Consider the following 15,655-nt stretch of genomic DNA (forward strand, 5'->3'; position numbering starts at 1 on the left):
TATAAAATATAGGATAAGTTACCTTTTATAAGTTGGCAGAATATTTGGCCAGCTAAACTGCCCTTTTCGCCTGAAAAACAATAAAAGGGAAAGTGACAATAACCATGCTATTGAACCTCCACCAGAAGAGCCTGTTGATGACTCGGTTTCTGGTGCCGTTGGCGGAGCCGGTGTAGATGGTGTGCTCGGCGTACTTGGGGTTGATGGTGTTGGCGGAACGAGGTCAGTACCCGACTCTTCTGTTGCGGTAAACACTATATTTCGCAAGTACGCCTTATCGTTACCTGCCGATGTTTCCTGATCTTTGCGATATACCCAAGTCACGCGGTTTCGTTCACCTTCAAGTGTATAGGTTAATGCCGCGAAGTCTTGCTCACCTGAGATAAGGTTATACTCAATCCCATTAATGAATAGATAAAGTGCATCATATGGATCGCTTGAATTCTCAGTGTTGGCTTCTGAAGATACCGCCCATTCAAAACTTAGCTCTCCCTTACCTTCAATTTGAGCCATCACAATGCTTAATTGATTATGCTCAATAGCGCCGCTTTCAATACTGCTATTACTCGTGTTCTGCTGCCAGTTTTGTTGGCCACCGCTATACCAATTAACTTCCTTACCCGATGCCAGACTATTGTCAAAGCTCGGCATAGGAGCAATCGCTTGTCCTGACAAATAAGCGGAACTTGTTTTCACGCCAGTATCGTCTGCAGTGATTGTTAACCTTGCGCTATGATCATCAACTTCAGTTGGCTGATAAGTGATTGTTAAGTCACAACTTGCGCCGATAGCCAGCGACGAACACTCACCATCAGTAATAGTAAAACTCAAATCGCCGACAATTGAATAGTTAAGATTAACAGCCTGCCCACTGTTGTTAGACACTCTGACTAAAGCGGTTTCTGTACGATTAACCCCAACAACATGAAAATCAGCATGTTGTTCAATAGCAATACCTTGATAGATGCCATCAATCCAATCGTTAAATTCCGCGACACGCGCATAAACGCCTGGGTAGCCATCAGCGGCGCAGCCAATCCCCCAACTAACAATGCCTACTTGTTGCCAACCTTGGTTTGTATTTAGTACGAGTGGTCCACCGCTGTCGCCTTGGCATGAACTTTTGCCACCTCCAGCTACCGCAGCACAAAGCATTTTATCGGATACTCCACCTTGATTAGGGTCACTATCTGGGCCAATCAAGGAATTAACTAACGTCGTATTGCATTCAAGGTTGGTAAGCAACTCTAAATCTACTTGATGTAATACATCTGGAATATCAACTAAATGCTCTTCCCCCGGCTGATAGCCCGTACGATCACCCCACCCCATCGCTGTCACCGTTTGATGATCTAGCGCTGCATTATCAGTGGTAATTTTTGACGCCAAGTTAACCGCCGTAACGTTAGCTGCTTCTGTTAACTCAATCAATGCAACATCGTTATTAAGCGCAATAGGATCATATTCAGGATGCATATAGATGCGAGCAACGGAACGTGCATTTTGGGCTCCATCAGATAAATCATACTCACCAATATTCACTTTAAATGAGTCAGTTGTTTCACCATCCACGCAATGCGATGCAGTCAGTAGCCACTTGCCACCTAAAAAGCTAGCACCACAAAATGATGTTTGAGCACCATCGACTATCGTTGTCACAGATACTTCTACTTGACTACCCAATAGACCATCTTTAAATGCTTGACCGTCTTCTTGAGATATCGCAACAACAGGGATAGTACCAACAAAATCTGGATACAAAGTGCCACTTAATATTGGCCCAGGCGCATTGTTATAAATAATTGCACCTATGCCACCTCCAGCTTCACAGTGATTAACTTTAGTGGCAAATGGCACCTCACCACGCTCCATAAAACAAATTTTACCCTGAGCGTTGGTACATGCCTTTGCGCCTAGCCCGCAATCAATAATTTCGCCCCTAGCCTCGCCTTGCGGACTAAACATAAATGGCTGAGTTGCAACTTCACCGTCTTTTGCAATTAGCAACGATAAAGGTTGCTCATTAGTAATGACCAAAGCCGACACCCATGGCCAATCACCTTGAGTTGCCACTTGGCCACCGACAATTCTTGGTTTGATCAACGAGTTGACGTTTTTCGCAATTGTAGAGCTCGTCATTAAAATTACGGTGCTTGCCACAATCACTGAGAAGATTTTCATCGAAGGTTCCTAATTAATAAGACTGCCACCACAAGCCTTATTAGCGCCGCGAACACGGATAATGCTTATAAAGCTGACAAAAAATTAGCGCGGAAATTATACATCGCTACAAAGGCACAGCATATCAGACGAGTAAAACGGCTTAATTGATTTAGCTTCGCTTAGCATCAATCGCCGCGCGGCAGCAAGCTTTAATCCCCCCAAAAAAATTGAACAAACTTTATTCAAGCAACACTTGCAATTAAACAAAAATAGATATACTGTTTATTTATACAGTATTTCTATACCGAGGAACTTCAGCATGAAAGTACAGCCAATAACAACACGTGAAACAACGATTGATAACAATGAAGCAACTTCAGTAAGTAACCTTTACCAACTAACCCCTTGGTTTGAAGAGAAAATCGTTAATGACTCTACGGGTATAGAACAGCAAATTAGCTTGCTAAGCCAACGCTTCAGCGAGAGTCATAAATGGGTATTAGTGATTAGCAGCGATAGCCATGCGTTCGATGATTTTTATAAATCCACAACACATAATTCGCATCACTACGGTGACAAGCGTATAAGCCAACATTCAGCGAATACGCTTACTCAAGCTAAAATGAAAACCCAAAATGTGCTTTGGGTTCATGCCAATAAGGTTAATGTGGCACATACCAATATTGAAAAAGCCTTAACGAAAGGTAATTGTGCAGCTGTTGTCCTTATTAATGCGCAACTAAACACAGAGCAACAAGTACAATTGCAGGATTTAGCTCATCTAGGTAAAACACACTGTGTTTTGTTGAGGCACTAATTCACGTAAAATAAGGTTTTTTCTTTACCGGATGTTCCCTTGGCAAATATAGATAATGTAAACAAAGATAAAGCCTGCCCGTGTGGTTCGGGCATGACTTTTTCGTTGTGCTGCCAGCCTTTCCTAACTGGAGCTAAACTGCCAGTCAACGCAGAGCAGTTAATGCGCTCTAGATTCTCAGCATACTCAGAGTGCCACGCTCAATATATATTCGATACATACACACAAGAAAGCCAACAAACAAATTCCGTATCAGACATTGAAGAATGGGCTAAAGAAAATATTTGGCTACGTTTAACTGTTCATCAACACAACCCATTAGCACAACCTGCCCAAGTGGAGTTTTCTGCATTTTATCTACACCAAGATGGAGTTTACGAAATGCGTGAGTGTTCAAACTTTATTAAAGAAAACGAGCAATGGCGCTATCACGATGGTGAAATTATCAAGCACGAACAAATAGCAACCATTAAACGAAACGATCCTTGCCCTTGCTTAAGCGGTAAGAAGTACAAAAAGTGCTGCGCAAGATAACTAGTCAACAACAAAGCCCCACCAGATACTGCAATCTAGTCTTTGAATTACATTAAACGAACAAATAGATTGGTTAATTGTGGCGCAGAAAAAAGATTCATAAACACAAGTTTTATGCTCAAAGCAAAACCTAAGTAACTGCACCCATGTTGGCAAGGCGTCATTTTGAGGTTAGTAATTGTGCTAATCTCAAAAATATCAACGCAGTTTATAAGCGTTTTAACCAGCCAGAATAATCAAGTATTTATTGAAATTTGCATTAAAAAGAGATTTAAAAAGCAGAAGAGTTGCCAAGTAAGTGACTAGGCAAATTGCTCGGTAATTAGCGGCTGCTCTGTTTTAATTAAGGAATGTTGAATCGATTTCAACCAACCTTTTGCATCAAGCTGCATACGTTTAGGTGATGACTCTTGTGGTTCAGAAACGGTACTTTCTTTGGTGCCTGCCAACTCCTCTGAACCAGAAAGACTGCGAGTTTGGCAATGAATACTCGTATTACCAACAACATGTGTCGGTAGATGATGTTTATTATCGCGAAAGCTAATTGGCTTAGGGTTAAGTGCATCACTCAATTTAATGGACGCCATTAAGTCTTGCTCAGCCAGTGCCGCTTGATCATATTGAGCGATTTGATTGCTGTTAGTTATGCCTAATGAAGCAGGTTTTGGAAGTTCTAGTTCAGCACGTAAACGCGCATCAGTGATTTCAGCGACGCTTTGCTCAGTTTTTGGCATAAGAAACTGGCTTTGCTGACGTACATCATCATTTAACATCGCGAGCATCAACGAAAAATCAGCACGTCTTTCATGATGAACGCATTTATTTAGCGATTCACCAAGTTGGTGCTCATGTTGAAGATGGATGTTTTCTATCAAAGGGTTTGCTGCCAATAATACTGCTAGTGGAACAACTAACATATCGGCGCAGATTGCTTAACCTTTAGAAAAAATTGTCAAATAAGTGGGAAGTTTTAGTTAACTGTTCAAAGGGTGAACATACCGAATAAATATAGACCAAATTAGTCATTAGGCACTGAAGCAATCAGTGTGATTTTCAACCTCAAGTTAGCGATTAAACGTTAACCAAAAAAATTGAACAAAAGATAGCAGCAGGCGAATAGACTAAAACTTAATCTAAAATTTAATATGGGTTTCAAGTGATATTCGCCTATTGCCCAAATTGTTAATTTTTTGCCATAGTGTGGCTATTGAGGCTGTAAGAGGAAGCTATTGGCCTTTTATTGGCCATTGCATCACGAAACACGCACCACCTAAGCGACTCTTCTCTGTATAGACACGACCACCGTGCCACTCAAGCACACGCTTAACAATCGCAAGTCCCAAGCCAAAACCACCAGTTTCCTTATTTCGGCTGTCATCTGCGCGAGAGAATGCATCAAACAAGGTATTTTCAATGCAAGTATCGACACCATTGCCATTGTCTTCTACTTTGATAACGCAGTCTTGTTCCTTTGTTTCACACGAAATAACCACAAGGCCATCACCGTATTTAATGGCATTAGAAATGTAATTACTCAATGCTCGTTCAATGTATAGACGATCACAATCGGCTATAACTGGGATATCAGGTGCGTTGTAGCTCACTTGCACGCATTGGCCACCGACAAGCCCTATCTGCCGACTGATAATATCGTCAAGGTTATGCTCACCAAAGTTTAATTTAGGTTTGTCATCTTCAAGGGAGGCGTATTCAAGCAGCTCATTTACTAAACTCTCAAGCTCGTTAATGTCGCCGCATATCTGCTTTACGTATTTTTGTCGTTTTGTTTCGTCACTCGCATGGCTTAGCATTTGCAATGCAAATTTACTCCGTGCTAGGGGCGTTCTTAGCTCATGCGACATTGCCGTCGTTAACTCTTTGTGCGCATCAACCAAATCTTTAATCCGCTCAGCCATGGCGTTAAAACCATGCACTAGCCCTGCCATCATAATGGACTTAGGTTTTTGGGCGCGAACATCAAAATGCTCAGTACCAAACTCTTTAGTCACTTTACGAAGCGCGTGTAGATCTCTAGAGATTGGCCACAGCCACACGAGAATCATCACAGCCAAGGCTATCAGCACTAACACTCGAACCATGGTTTCGGCTCTCGGCCTCGTTGGCATCTCTGTTGGCCCTAACGTGATCACAAATTCAGAGCCCGCGATTAAGTGATGTAGCGAAACCGTGTCTTTTTCAATGTATACATAAGTATTGCCAGCACCGAGCAAACGTCGCTCACCAGCTATACCTTGCGATTCAATATCAGCAATTTTTACTAACGAAAGCGGTAAATGATAGCGAGTCGCCGCATTTTCAACGACTTGTTGCCACTCTTCTTGTGGGTGATTGGTGACATAATCGCCAATCGCATGCAACATGGTTTTGTAGCCAGTGTAGGACTCAATATCTTGCTCCATATACGAGTTCCACACTTCATCGAGCAACCAAGAGGCAACGATAAAAGTTAAGGTAATCAGGAAGTATAGGCTGAGAAACGAGCGCCCTATTTTGACAAAAGTTTTCATTTAATACGGGGTTTTCACAATGCTGGCTGCGCATGGCGAGCTATTACTGCCTGCCATGCGAAAATTGAAGGGAATGCTAGTTCCATGCATCAGGAACGAATAAGTAGCCTTGACCCCAGATAGTTTTGATACGAAATGGTGTGTCGTTGCTATCGTGTAGTTTTTTACGAAGGCGAGAAATGCGTACATCAACGCTTCGGTCCATACCGTCATACTCGCGGCCAACAACGGCTTTGTATATATAATCACGGTTTTGTACTTCTCCAGCTCGGCTTGCAAGTAACCACAATAAATCAAACTCTTGGCTAGTCAGCTCAATACTTTCTTCGTGCAAGGTCACTTGCCTTGAACCACGGTTAATGTATAGCTCACCAATGTTCAACACTTCTTTGTCTTTGGTATCTGTTGCCAGTTCACCACGACGCAATAAAGCATTCACTCTTGCCAGTAAAACACGTGGCTCTACAGGCTTAATTACATAGTCATCAGCACCAATTTCTAAACCAAGTACCTGATCAAAATCAGTTCCCTTGGCTGTAAGCATCAAAATCGGTCCGTTATAGGTTGCTCTTACATCACGACAAACAGCAAAGCCGTCTTTGCCAGGCAACATAACGTCGAGAATAATCAAATCTGGTGTAAAACTTTCAACGCGTTTCGCAGCAGTGTCGCCACGGAACTCTTGCTTTACATGAAAACCCTCAGTCGTTAAGAAATCTGTTACTAGATCAGATAGTTGGCGGTCATCTTCCACCAAAAGTATTTTTTTTACCGATGACATGTTATCTGACATTTTCACTCCAATCGTTGTTATAAACCGTTATTTTTCGTTAACAGTCCATAATCTTGCCTATTTATCGCAATAATTGCATGTGTTATCTGGCTTTTTTTACCAACTTAGCCTGCAACATACTGCCGTTTTTATTGTCTTGACTGTGCTTAACCATAAATAACTTATACCGAGATAACAACTTAAACTACAAGGTGTTACCCAATAGCTACATTAAGTTACAAAATGCTATAAAGTTGTTAAAAATAGATTAATCTAAAATCTAATTTTTAATGCCTCTAGCCCCAAAAGTGGTCAACTTTGCCATTAGTTTTATGTTGGCGTGACGCCCTCAGCGAATTGGCAGAATCAACCACTACTGAGCAACTTCTCATTCATCATAATTACTCATTAGTTACAATTAAATCTAGCAAGCAGTCGTTGCCATCAGTAAACAATTGTTTTCTAATACCCTACATTCCAATTTTGGCGCGTGATTTGGCAAATCATCCATAAATTTATGAGGCGCTAACAATGTGCCAAGCATTTGTAAATCAGCCCAAGTGACTTAAGTAGATAGCTAACCATGAAAATAATCTCATTTAACATCAATGGCCTACGTGCCAGACTTCATCAACTACAAGCGGTAATAGACAAGCACCAGCCTGATATTATTGGCCTACAAGAAATTAAAGTACATGATGAGGCCTTTCCTTTAGCAGATGTCGAGGCTATGGGTTATCACGTATATTTTCATGGTCAAAAAGCCCATTACGGTGTTGCTATGCTATGTAAAAAGCCAGCAGATAAAGTAATGAAAGGCTTCCCAACAGATACGGAAGAAGCACAACGTCGCATGATAATGGTAGAAACCACAAATAGCACCGGTGAAAAAGTTACCGTGCTAAACGGTTATTTCCCGCAGGGTGACAATATTAGCCACGAAACTAAATTCCCGTATAAGCGCCAATTCTACAAAGATCTAATGACCTATTTAAACGAGCACCACACACCTGACGAAAACATCGTGATTATGGGTGACATTAATATTTCCCCGATTGATTTAGACATCGGCATCGGCGAAGTGAATCGTAAACGCTGGTTAAAAACAGGTAAATGTAGCTTCCAGCCAGAAGAGCGCGAGTGGTTAGCAACGCTATTAAATTGGGGCTTTAAAGATACTTTCCGTGAATTACACCCAGAAAAAACAGAGCGTTACTCTTGGTTCGATTATCGCTCAAAAGGGTTTGACGACAATCGCGGCCTGCGTATTGATGTTGTGTTAGCAACTTCTGCATTAGCCAAAACCTGTGTCGAATCTGACGTTGATTATGAACTGCGCGGTATTGAGAAACCTTCAGATCATGCGCCAATTTGGTCAACATTTAAGTAGCCGCGAGTAAGCAATGTCAGTAAAAGTTGCCGAATATAGCTGCCCTATTTGTCAAAGCCCTTTGGCTTTGACAAATAGCATTTACCGCTGCGGGCAAAACCATTGTTTTGACTTGGCGAAAGAAAACTACGTCAACTTGTTGCCCGTTCAATTCAAGCACTCTAAAAACCCGGGCGACAATAAAGCCATGGTAAATGCCCGCCGTGCTTTTCTAGAAAAAAGCTACTATCAACCGCTAATTGAATGTCTTGTCGCGAAATATCAGGAGTTTGGTCTGGCCACAGGTAAACTGCTAGACGCTGGCTGCGGTGAAGGTTATTACACTCACCAACATAAGCAAGAGAACAATCAGGTTTATGGTGTGGATATTGCCAAGGAGGCCATCAAAAAGGCCGGTAAAAAATATCGCGACTGTCACTTTAGCGTGGGCACCTTGTCAAAGTTATCATTTGCAGATAGCTTTTTTGATTGGATTGTTTCAATTTACGCGCCAATTCTAGAGCCAGAATTTACCCGTGTATTAGCTGCTCAAGGCTACCTGATCACAGTAACTCCAGGTGCTAATCACCTAGCCGAGCTCAAACAGCAAGTTTATCAACAAGCGTTGCCGCACGACGAAACCAGGCAACCAATTACCGAATTAACGCTAGTCGATGAATGGCAATTGAGTTATCCAATGACATTAGCCACTGGCGAAGATTGTTTAAACCTATTGTCAATGACACCATTTGCATTTAAAGCCAGTGAGCAGGTCAAAGAGTGGTTAGCTAAACAAGTAGACTTTACCTGCCAAGCAGATTTTCTGATCAAGCTTTATCAAAAGAGCTAAGGGGCTTACGGGAGTTAAAGGAATTAAGGAATAAGGGAATAGCTACAGTGAGCACCTATCAGCCATACTACTTTTTAGCTTGCTGATAGGTCATATTTAATAGCTTGGCTAAATCAAGGTATTTAGGTTTGTTCACCGAAAGCTTTATTGAGCCGCCCTGCTGATTATAGCGAGCAACCCCTTGCTTATACCAAGCAGCAAGCGATGGTGGTAGCACTTTATCGGCATTTACGCCTAGCATAACCATAGCCTGAACTGGCATAGACAATAACAGGATAAAATAAAACAAGCCCATCACTAAGCCATTTGTGGGTTGTAGGCCCAATTGCAAAATCAACGACAACACCGCTAAACCTGGTGCATAGTTAACCACCAAGCGAGCAAATCGTACCGTTTTATATTCAGCAAAGTACTGAGCCAACTCCGGCCTTTTTGGCCAAAGCTCCATGTATTGATAACCCAGTTTGATTAATGCAGAGACACTTAATTTCATAGCTTTAAATGTAAACCATACCTTTGGTAAAAAACAGTAAAAAAGAGTAATCGGATTTCTAATTGTAAATCACACATAGTACAATTAGAGCAAATACTTAAACTGTATTTTGGCAAAATAGACTAACCTTATGAAGCTATGATACCAATTTGATTAATTATTTAGTCTCTCAGAATGGCATAAGCAGTATTAGAACAAACGAAATTTATGACGATATAGTTGTTCTACATCAATTGAATTTTGTGCAGTTATCATGCTGCTTATGCATTCCCAAGGGCGAGTTTTAAAGGCTCATATACTGCGTTATGGCGTTTGCTTTCCGTTAAGCAAAAAGGGAATGACCATTCTCTACACGCCAAGCCTTGTCTATGAGCCTTTAAATCCTCGCTGAGTGATCAAATAATTATTCAATTTGGTATTGTACAAACAACCAAATTTGAGTGGCTATGACTAAACAAACTATCCTTGTCATTAACTGTGGCAGTTCCTCATTAAAATTCGCACTAATTGATGTTGCAACCAAAGAAGAATCGCTTTCTGGCCTAGCACAACGTTTAGGTGCTAGTGATGCGTCAATTACCATCAAGTTTAACGGTGAAAAGCAAACGCTTTCGTTAGCAGCGCCATACAACCATCAAGCGGCATTAGCTGCATTAATCGAGTTTTTACAAACGAACAGCCTAACTCAAAGCATAGTCGCTATTGGTCATCGTGTGGTACACGGCGGTGAAATGTATCATCAACCAACCTTGATTAACGATGAAGTCATGGCGCAACTGAAAAGTCTTAGCAATCTAGCACCACTTCATAACCCTGCCAATATACAAGGTATTGAAGCGGCGTTAGCGGCATTTGCTGACTTACCACAAGTCGCGGTATTTGACACAGCATTCCACCAAACGATGCCAAACAAAGCCTTTTTATATGCTGTGCCACAACAGTTGTACAAAGAACATAGCATTCGCAAATATGGTTTCCATGGCACCAGCCACTACTTTGTCAGTCGCGAAGCAGCCACCATGTTAGATAAAGACATAGAAGCATTAAGTTTAGTCACCGTGCACCTAGGCAATGGTTGTAGTTTGGCCGCAATAGAAGCTGGTCAAAGCGTTGATACTAGTATGGGCTTCACGCCGCTAGCGGGTGTTACTATGGGTACACGCTGTGGTGATATCGACCCTGGCGTAATTTTCCATCTGACCACACACTGTGGTTATACGGTTGAGCAAGTTGATACTATGCTTAACAAAGAAAGTGGCTTACTGGGCTTATCTGGCATTAGCAACGACTGCCGTACGCTTGAAGAACAAGCGCTAGAACAAAACAACCCGCAAGCAAAACTGGCCTTAGATGTATTCAGTTTCACGATTGCTAAGTCACTTGCCGCAATGACGGTGAGCTTATCGAAATTAGACGGTATTATTTTCACTGGTGGTATTGGTGAAAATTCTGATTATGTGCGTGAACAAATCGTAAAACAACTGGCCGTGCTTGGTGTAGCAATTGATCCTGAGCTAAATGCGCAAGCCATTCGCGGAAAGTCACTTAACATTGCTACCGCTCAATCACCTGCAGTATTAGTTGTGCCGACTAACGAAGAGTGGGTTATTGCAAATCAAACTCACCAATTAATTCAAGGATAACTCATGTCACATCAAGTTATGTTAGTCCCTGCTGGCTTTGGTGTTGGCCTTGGCAGTGTGGTACTCGGTTTGTATCACGCTTGTCAGCAACAAGGTCTTAATGTTGTTCATTACAAGCCTATTTCTCAGCCAGCGCGCAATGTACGCCGTGGCCGAAAAGTAGAAAGTGCCAACCCAGATTCACTTAGCTTACCGATTAGTTATGTTGAAGAAAAAATGGGCGATGGCGATCTCGAAGTTGTGTTAGAGCAAATTGTAGAAACGTACAGCAAGCTAACACAAGAATACGACATTGTTATCGTTGAAGGGTTAATTCCGACCACCAGACAACCTTATGCCGCGCGCTTTAATCGCGAAGTATCACAAGCCCTATCGGTTAATGTCGTCTTAGTCGCATCACCTGATAATGATTCACTGGAAGAATTTGAAGATCGCATTGAAGTTTCTGCCGCAACATATGGTGGTTTAAAAAGTAAACGCTTAGTCGGCTGTATCATTAACAAAGTCAATTCGCCAGATACTGACGAATACGGTTTGCTGCCGCGAGAACACGACGCTCAGCCAACACTTGATTTAGACAGTTGGCAAAACCTTAGTATTTTTAACGATACGCGTTTTCGATTACTTGGTACCATTCCTTGGGAGCACGATTTAATCGCGCCACGAGTGAAAGATATTGCAGATTATTTAGGTGCTGACGTGCTCAATGAAGGTGACTACGAGCATCGTCGAATTCGCAGCGTTTCGTTTTGTGCCCGCTCAGTCGCCAACTTAACCAGTCACTTAGCTGCCGGCCGACTCATTGTTACCCCGGGCGATCGCGTTGATATTATTGTTGCTACTTGTTTATCAGCGTTAAACGGTACTAAAGTTGGCGCGCTACTATTAACTAACGGTTATGTGCCAAACGACAATGTAAAAGCGCTTTGTCAGCAAGCCTTAGATGCTGGTTTACCTGTGCTTTCGGTGCAATCTGACACATGGCAAACTTCTCGCTACATCATGAGTTTCAACCCAGAAATGCCAGAAGATGATGTTCAGCGCCAAGACAAAGTGAAGCAGTTTGTTGCCGATCACCTTGATCACGACTGGGTAGGCGAATTCACTGAAAACGTAGCCGTTAACCGTCAATTCTCACCGCCAGCTTTCAGACACAAGCTAACCGTATTAGCCCGCAATGCCGATAAGCTCATTGTTTTACCGGAAGGTAATGACATTCGCACGATTAAAGCCGCCGCCATTTGTGCAGAGCGCAACATTGCCCGCTGTCAGCTATTAGGTGACAAAGAAGAAATTCTACGTTTAGCCGAGCAACAAGGTATCACCTTATCTTCGGGCGTGATCATCACAGATCCAAAAGAGATTATCGAAAACTACGTCGGCCCTATGGTTGAACTGCGTAAGCACAAAGGCTTAACCGATGTTGTGGCACGTGAAAAGCTGCAAGACAACGTTGTACTTGGCACTATGATGCTACAACTTGGTCAAGTTGATGGTCTGGTTTCAGGTGCCGTGAACACGACAGCTAATACCATCCGCCCTGCACTGCAACTGGTAAAAACAGCACCTGACTCTAGCCTAGTTTCGTCAGTATTCTTTATGCTGTTGCCTGACCAAGTACTGGTGTACGGCGATTGTGCGATTAACCCAGATCCTGATGCTGAGCAATTAGCTGATATTGCAATTCAATCTGCCGATTCTGCAGCGCAGTTTGGTATCGAGCCGAAAGTTGCAATGATCAGTTACAGTACAGGTACTTCGGGCTCTGGCGCTGATGTTGAGAAAGTAACAAAAGCGACAGAAATTGCGAAGACAAAACGCCCTGACTTGATAATCGATGGACCACTGCAATACGATGCGGCAATTATGGAAAATGTTGCCAAGAAAAAGGCACCAAACAGCCCTGTTGCCGGTCAAGCAACCGTATTTGTGTTCCCAGATTTAAATACTGGTAATACGACGTACAAAGCTGTACAAAGATCTGCTGACTTGATCAGTATTGGCCCAATGCTGCAAGGTATGGCTAAGCCGGTCAACGACTTATCTCGTGGCGCGCTAGTTGATGATATTGTATACACCATCGCATTGACGGCAATTCAAGCAGATAAGTAAAAAAGTCTGACACTTTTCGCCATATCAAGCTAATTTAATTGGTTATGATGCACCAAATTGTAGCGGCTTTGATAAAAGCCGCTATTTTTAACCCTTTTATCCTGTTTTTTGCTGATGTTTAACTAGTCAAAAAACGAGCCATTATATTTTCCTTTATAATTCATAGGCTTTAAACCTTTCCCATGGTTTGCTAACAAACTTATCCACAGGTTTTGTGGATATCATTTTTTACCCAATTTGAGCAACTTGGCAATTTACTGGCGTTAAAAAGCGATCTTTACTTAAGCTTTTTAGGTGTTTTCGCTCAAATTTACGCTTAACTGCATAAAACTATAATTCTTGTATACAAAACGCTAAAACCAGCGGTTAGTCAACGGCGGTAAAACTTGCTAAGATACAAACTCTTTAATGCCGACAATAGACGCAAATATGACCAGTAACACTCTGACATTACAATTGCTCTCGGAAACCTTTGCGATACATAGTTTAGCGCCAGAAAGTGCCATTCCACCGGAAGCTTTTTCAGCGCCTATTTACTTTATCGCCAAAACTTACGACGAAGTATCATTAGTGTTACCGCAAGCCATTACACTGGACAGTGAAGATGTGGAAAAAGATTGGCGAGCTTTGGAAGTTGTCGGCCCATTGGGCTTTAGCCTAACGGGTATTTTATCCCGTATTTCAAGTATTCTAGCGGCTGAGAAAATCAGTATATTCGCGATTTCGACGTTCGACACTGATTATATTCTGGTGAAAGATAACCTAATCAATAAAGCCATTGATGCCCTTGGCCATAATAATTACCGCATTATAAGAGACTAACATGACAACCCTATACGGCATTCCAAACTGTGACACAGTAAAAAAAGCAAGAAAATGGTTAGCAGAGCAAAATATTGAGCACGATTTCCACGACTTTCGCAAAGATGGTCTTAGTGATGAGCTACTGACCTCTTTGCTTGAAAAAGCAACTTGGGAGCAATTACTTAATAAACGCAGTACCAGTTTTCGAAACTTAGCAGACGATATTAAAAATAACCTAAACGAAGCAACTGCCAAAGCCGCTATGCTGGCAGAGCCTACGCTCATCAAACGCCCAGTCACTCTTGTTAACGAACAAGTTGTGGTAGGCTTTAAAGCAGATATTTTCGCTGACAAATTTTTATAATGAACCATCCTGTTATTGAGCTTGCGAAAGCGCTAATTGCACGTGAATCTGTTACACCAGAAGACGCGGGTTGCCAGTCGTTAATGGCTGAGCGGTTAGCACCGCTCGGCTTTGACATTGAAAGTTTAGTGTTTGAAGACACGACCAATATGTGGGCAAGAAAAGGCCAACAGCAACCGCTGTTTTGCTTCGCCGGCCATACTGATGTTGTGCCACCCGGAGACTTAACGCACTGGAACACTGCACCTTTTAACCCTGTCATTCATAATAATATGCTTTACGGCCGTGGCGCTGCCGATATGAAAGGTTCGCTGGCTGCAATGATAGTGGCCACTGAGCGCTTTGTTACCGATCACCCTGATCATCAGGGCTCTATTAGCTTTTTAATTACCAGCGACGAAGAAGGGCCGTTTATCAATGGTACCACGCGCGTCATTGACACGCTTGAAGCGCGCAATGAAAAGATAGATCACTGCATTGTCGGTGAGCCATCAAGTTCACACCAAGTAGGTGATGTGGTTAAAAATGGGCGTCGCGGCTCTATTTCTGGCGAGTTAGTGATCAAAGGTAAACAAGGTCACGTTGCTTACCCTGATCATGTCATTAACCCTATTCACCTTGCCGCCCCTGCGTTGGCTGAGCTTAGTCAGACTGAATGGGATCAAGGTAATGATTACTTTCCTGCCACCAGTTTTCAGTTAACCAACATTCACAGTGGAACGGGCGCGACTAATGTTGTACCGGGTCAGCTGACTGCGCTGTTTAATTTACGTTACAGCACAGAATTAGACGACCAAACGATTGTTAACCGCGTTAATGAAATCCTGACTCGTCACCAGCTTGATTACGACATTAAATGGACATACAACGGTAAACCATTCATTACCGAACCTGGTGTGCTATTGGACGGCGTGGTCAATGCAATTGAACAGGTAACTGGGCAAGCAACTGAGCTTTCGACATCTGGCGGTACCTCTGACGGCCGATTTATTGCACCTACAGGTGCCGAAGTTATCGAGCTTGGTCCATGCAATGCGACCATTCATCAAGTGAATGAATGCGTTTCTTGTGAAGACTTAATTAAGCTTGTCGATATTTATTATCACAGCATGGTCAATATTTTGTGCCCAAAAGGCGCTGATTAGCGCGCCTAAAGCAACCTTTTCAGCAATGTAAAATAAACCGAATAAGGCTCACAAAGGCACT

General features: G+C 42.4%; 14 protein-coding genes. 9 read left to right on the forward strand and 5 right to left on the reverse strand.

Annotation, left to right across the window (positions count from 1 at the left end; all coding sequences use genetic code 11):
• Nucleotides 1-18: 18 nt before the first annotated feature.
• On the reverse strand, nucleotides 19-2,181 hold the full coding sequence (locus ACSLUR_RS14035; RefSeq protein ID WP_448555537.1) for a trypsin-like serine protease: 2,163 nt from the start codon (nucleotides 2,179-2,181) through the stop codon (nucleotides 19-21).
• A gap of 301 nt (nucleotides 2,182-2,482) precedes the next feature.
• Between ACSLUR_RS14035 and ACSLUR_RS14040 the strand changes: the two genes are divergently transcribed.
• On the forward strand, nucleotides 2,483-2,980 hold the full coding sequence (locus tag ACSLUR_RS14040) for an ImuA family protein (protein WP_448555539.1): 498 nt from the start codon (nucleotides 2,483-2,485) through the stop codon (nucleotides 2,978-2,980).
• A gap of 39 nt (nucleotides 2,981-3,019) precedes the next feature.
• On the forward strand, nucleotides 3,020-3,514 hold the full coding sequence (locus ACSLUR_RS14045) for a YchJ family protein (RefSeq protein WP_448555541.1): 495 nt from the start codon (nucleotides 3,020-3,022) through the stop codon (nucleotides 3,512-3,514).
• A 302-nt stretch (nucleotides 3,515-3,816) separates the two neighbouring features.
• Here ACSLUR_RS14045 and ACSLUR_RS14050 read toward each other — a convergent pair whose 3' ends face one another.
• The 3 genes from ACSLUR_RS14050 to ACSLUR_RS14060 all read right to left on the reverse strand — a co-directional run bounded on the left by ACSLUR_RS14050 (nucleotide 3,817) and on the right by ACSLUR_RS14060 (nucleotide 6,835).
• The gene (locus ACSLUR_RS14050) at nucleotides 3,817-4,431 is read right to left on the reverse strand and encodes a VC2046/SO_2500 family protein (protein WP_448555543.1); all 615 of its coding nucleotides are present in this window, start codon (nucleotides 4,429-4,431) and stop codon (nucleotides 3,817-3,819) included.
• A 309-nt stretch (nucleotides 4,432-4,740) separates the two neighbouring features.
• Nucleotides 4,741-6,042 carry an ATP-binding protein gene (locus tag ACSLUR_RS14055; protein ID WP_448555545.1) on the reverse strand — a complete coding sequence of 434 codons (1,302 nt, stop codon included), beginning with the start codon at nucleotides 6,040-6,042 and terminating at the stop codon, nucleotides 4,741-4,743.
• 76 nt (nucleotides 6,043-6,118) lie between these two features.
• A complete protein-coding gene (locus ACSLUR_RS14060; RefSeq protein ID WP_116000108.1) occupies nucleotides 6,119-6,835 on the reverse strand; it encodes a response regulator in 717 nt (238 codons plus the stop codon).
• A 562-nt stretch (nucleotides 6,836-7,397) separates the two neighbouring features.
• Between ACSLUR_RS14060 and xthA the strand changes: the two genes are divergently transcribed.
• Both xthA and rlmA read left to right on the forward strand, forming a co-directional pair.
• On the forward strand, nucleotides 7,398-8,204 hold the full coding sequence (gene xthA / locus ACSLUR_RS14065) for an exodeoxyribonuclease III (RefSeq protein ID WP_448555547.1): 807 nt from the start codon (nucleotides 7,398-7,400) through the stop codon (nucleotides 8,202-8,204).
• A gap of 13 nt (nucleotides 8,205-8,217) precedes the next feature.
• A complete protein-coding gene (gene rlmA, locus ACSLUR_RS14070; RefSeq protein WP_448555550.1) occupies nucleotides 8,218-9,033 on the forward strand; it encodes a 23S rRNA (guanine(745)-N(1))-methyltransferase in 816 nt (271 codons plus the stop codon).
• Nucleotides 9,034-9,100: 67 nt separating this feature from the next.
• Here rlmA and yfbV read toward each other — a convergent pair whose 3' ends face one another.
• Nucleotides 9,101-9,526, reverse strand: coding sequence for a terminus macrodomain insulation protein YfbV (gene yfbV, locus ACSLUR_RS14075; RefSeq protein WP_448555552.1), 426 nt, complete (start codon nucleotides 9,524-9,526; stop codon nucleotides 9,101-9,103).
• 446 nt (nucleotides 9,527-9,972) lie between these two features.
• Between yfbV and ACSLUR_RS14080 the strand changes: the two genes are divergently transcribed.
• From ACSLUR_RS14080 to dapE, 5 genes are all read left to right on the forward strand, one after another.
• Nucleotides 9,973-11,169: an acetate kinase gene (locus tag ACSLUR_RS14080; RefSeq protein WP_116000104.1), complete on the forward strand. Its 1,197-nt coding sequence runs from the start codon at nucleotides 9,973-9,975 to the stop codon at nucleotides 11,167-11,169.
• 3 nt (nucleotides 11,170-11,172) lie between these two features.
• The gene (gene pta, locus ACSLUR_RS14085; RefSeq protein ID WP_448555554.1) at nucleotides 11,173-13,281 is read left to right on the forward strand and encodes a phosphate acetyltransferase; all 2,109 of its coding nucleotides are present in this window, start codon (nucleotides 11,173-11,175) and stop codon (nucleotides 13,279-13,281) included.
• Nucleotides 13,282-13,710: 429 nt separating this feature from the next.
• The gene (locus ACSLUR_RS14090; protein WP_448555556.1) at nucleotides 13,711-14,103 is read left to right on the forward strand and encodes an ACT domain-containing protein; all 393 of its coding nucleotides are present in this window, start codon (nucleotides 13,711-13,713) and stop codon (nucleotides 14,101-14,103) included.
• 1 nt (nucleotide 14,104) lies between these two features.
• On the forward strand, nucleotides 14,105-14,449 hold the full coding sequence (locus ACSLUR_RS14095; protein ID WP_116000101.1) for an ArsC family reductase: 345 nt from the start codon (nucleotides 14,105-14,107) through the stop codon (nucleotides 14,447-14,449).
• Nucleotides 14,449-15,594, forward strand: coding sequence for a succinyl-diaminopimelate desuccinylase (gene dapE / locus ACSLUR_RS14100; RefSeq protein WP_448555559.1), 1,146 nt, complete (start codon nucleotides 14,449-14,451; stop codon nucleotides 15,592-15,594). The genes ACSLUR_RS14095 and dapE overlap by 1 nt, the downstream gene beginning before the upstream one ends.
• The last annotated feature ends 61 nt before the right edge of the window (nucleotides 15,595-15,655 follow it).

The organism is Thalassotalea montiporae, assembly GCF_053485855.1.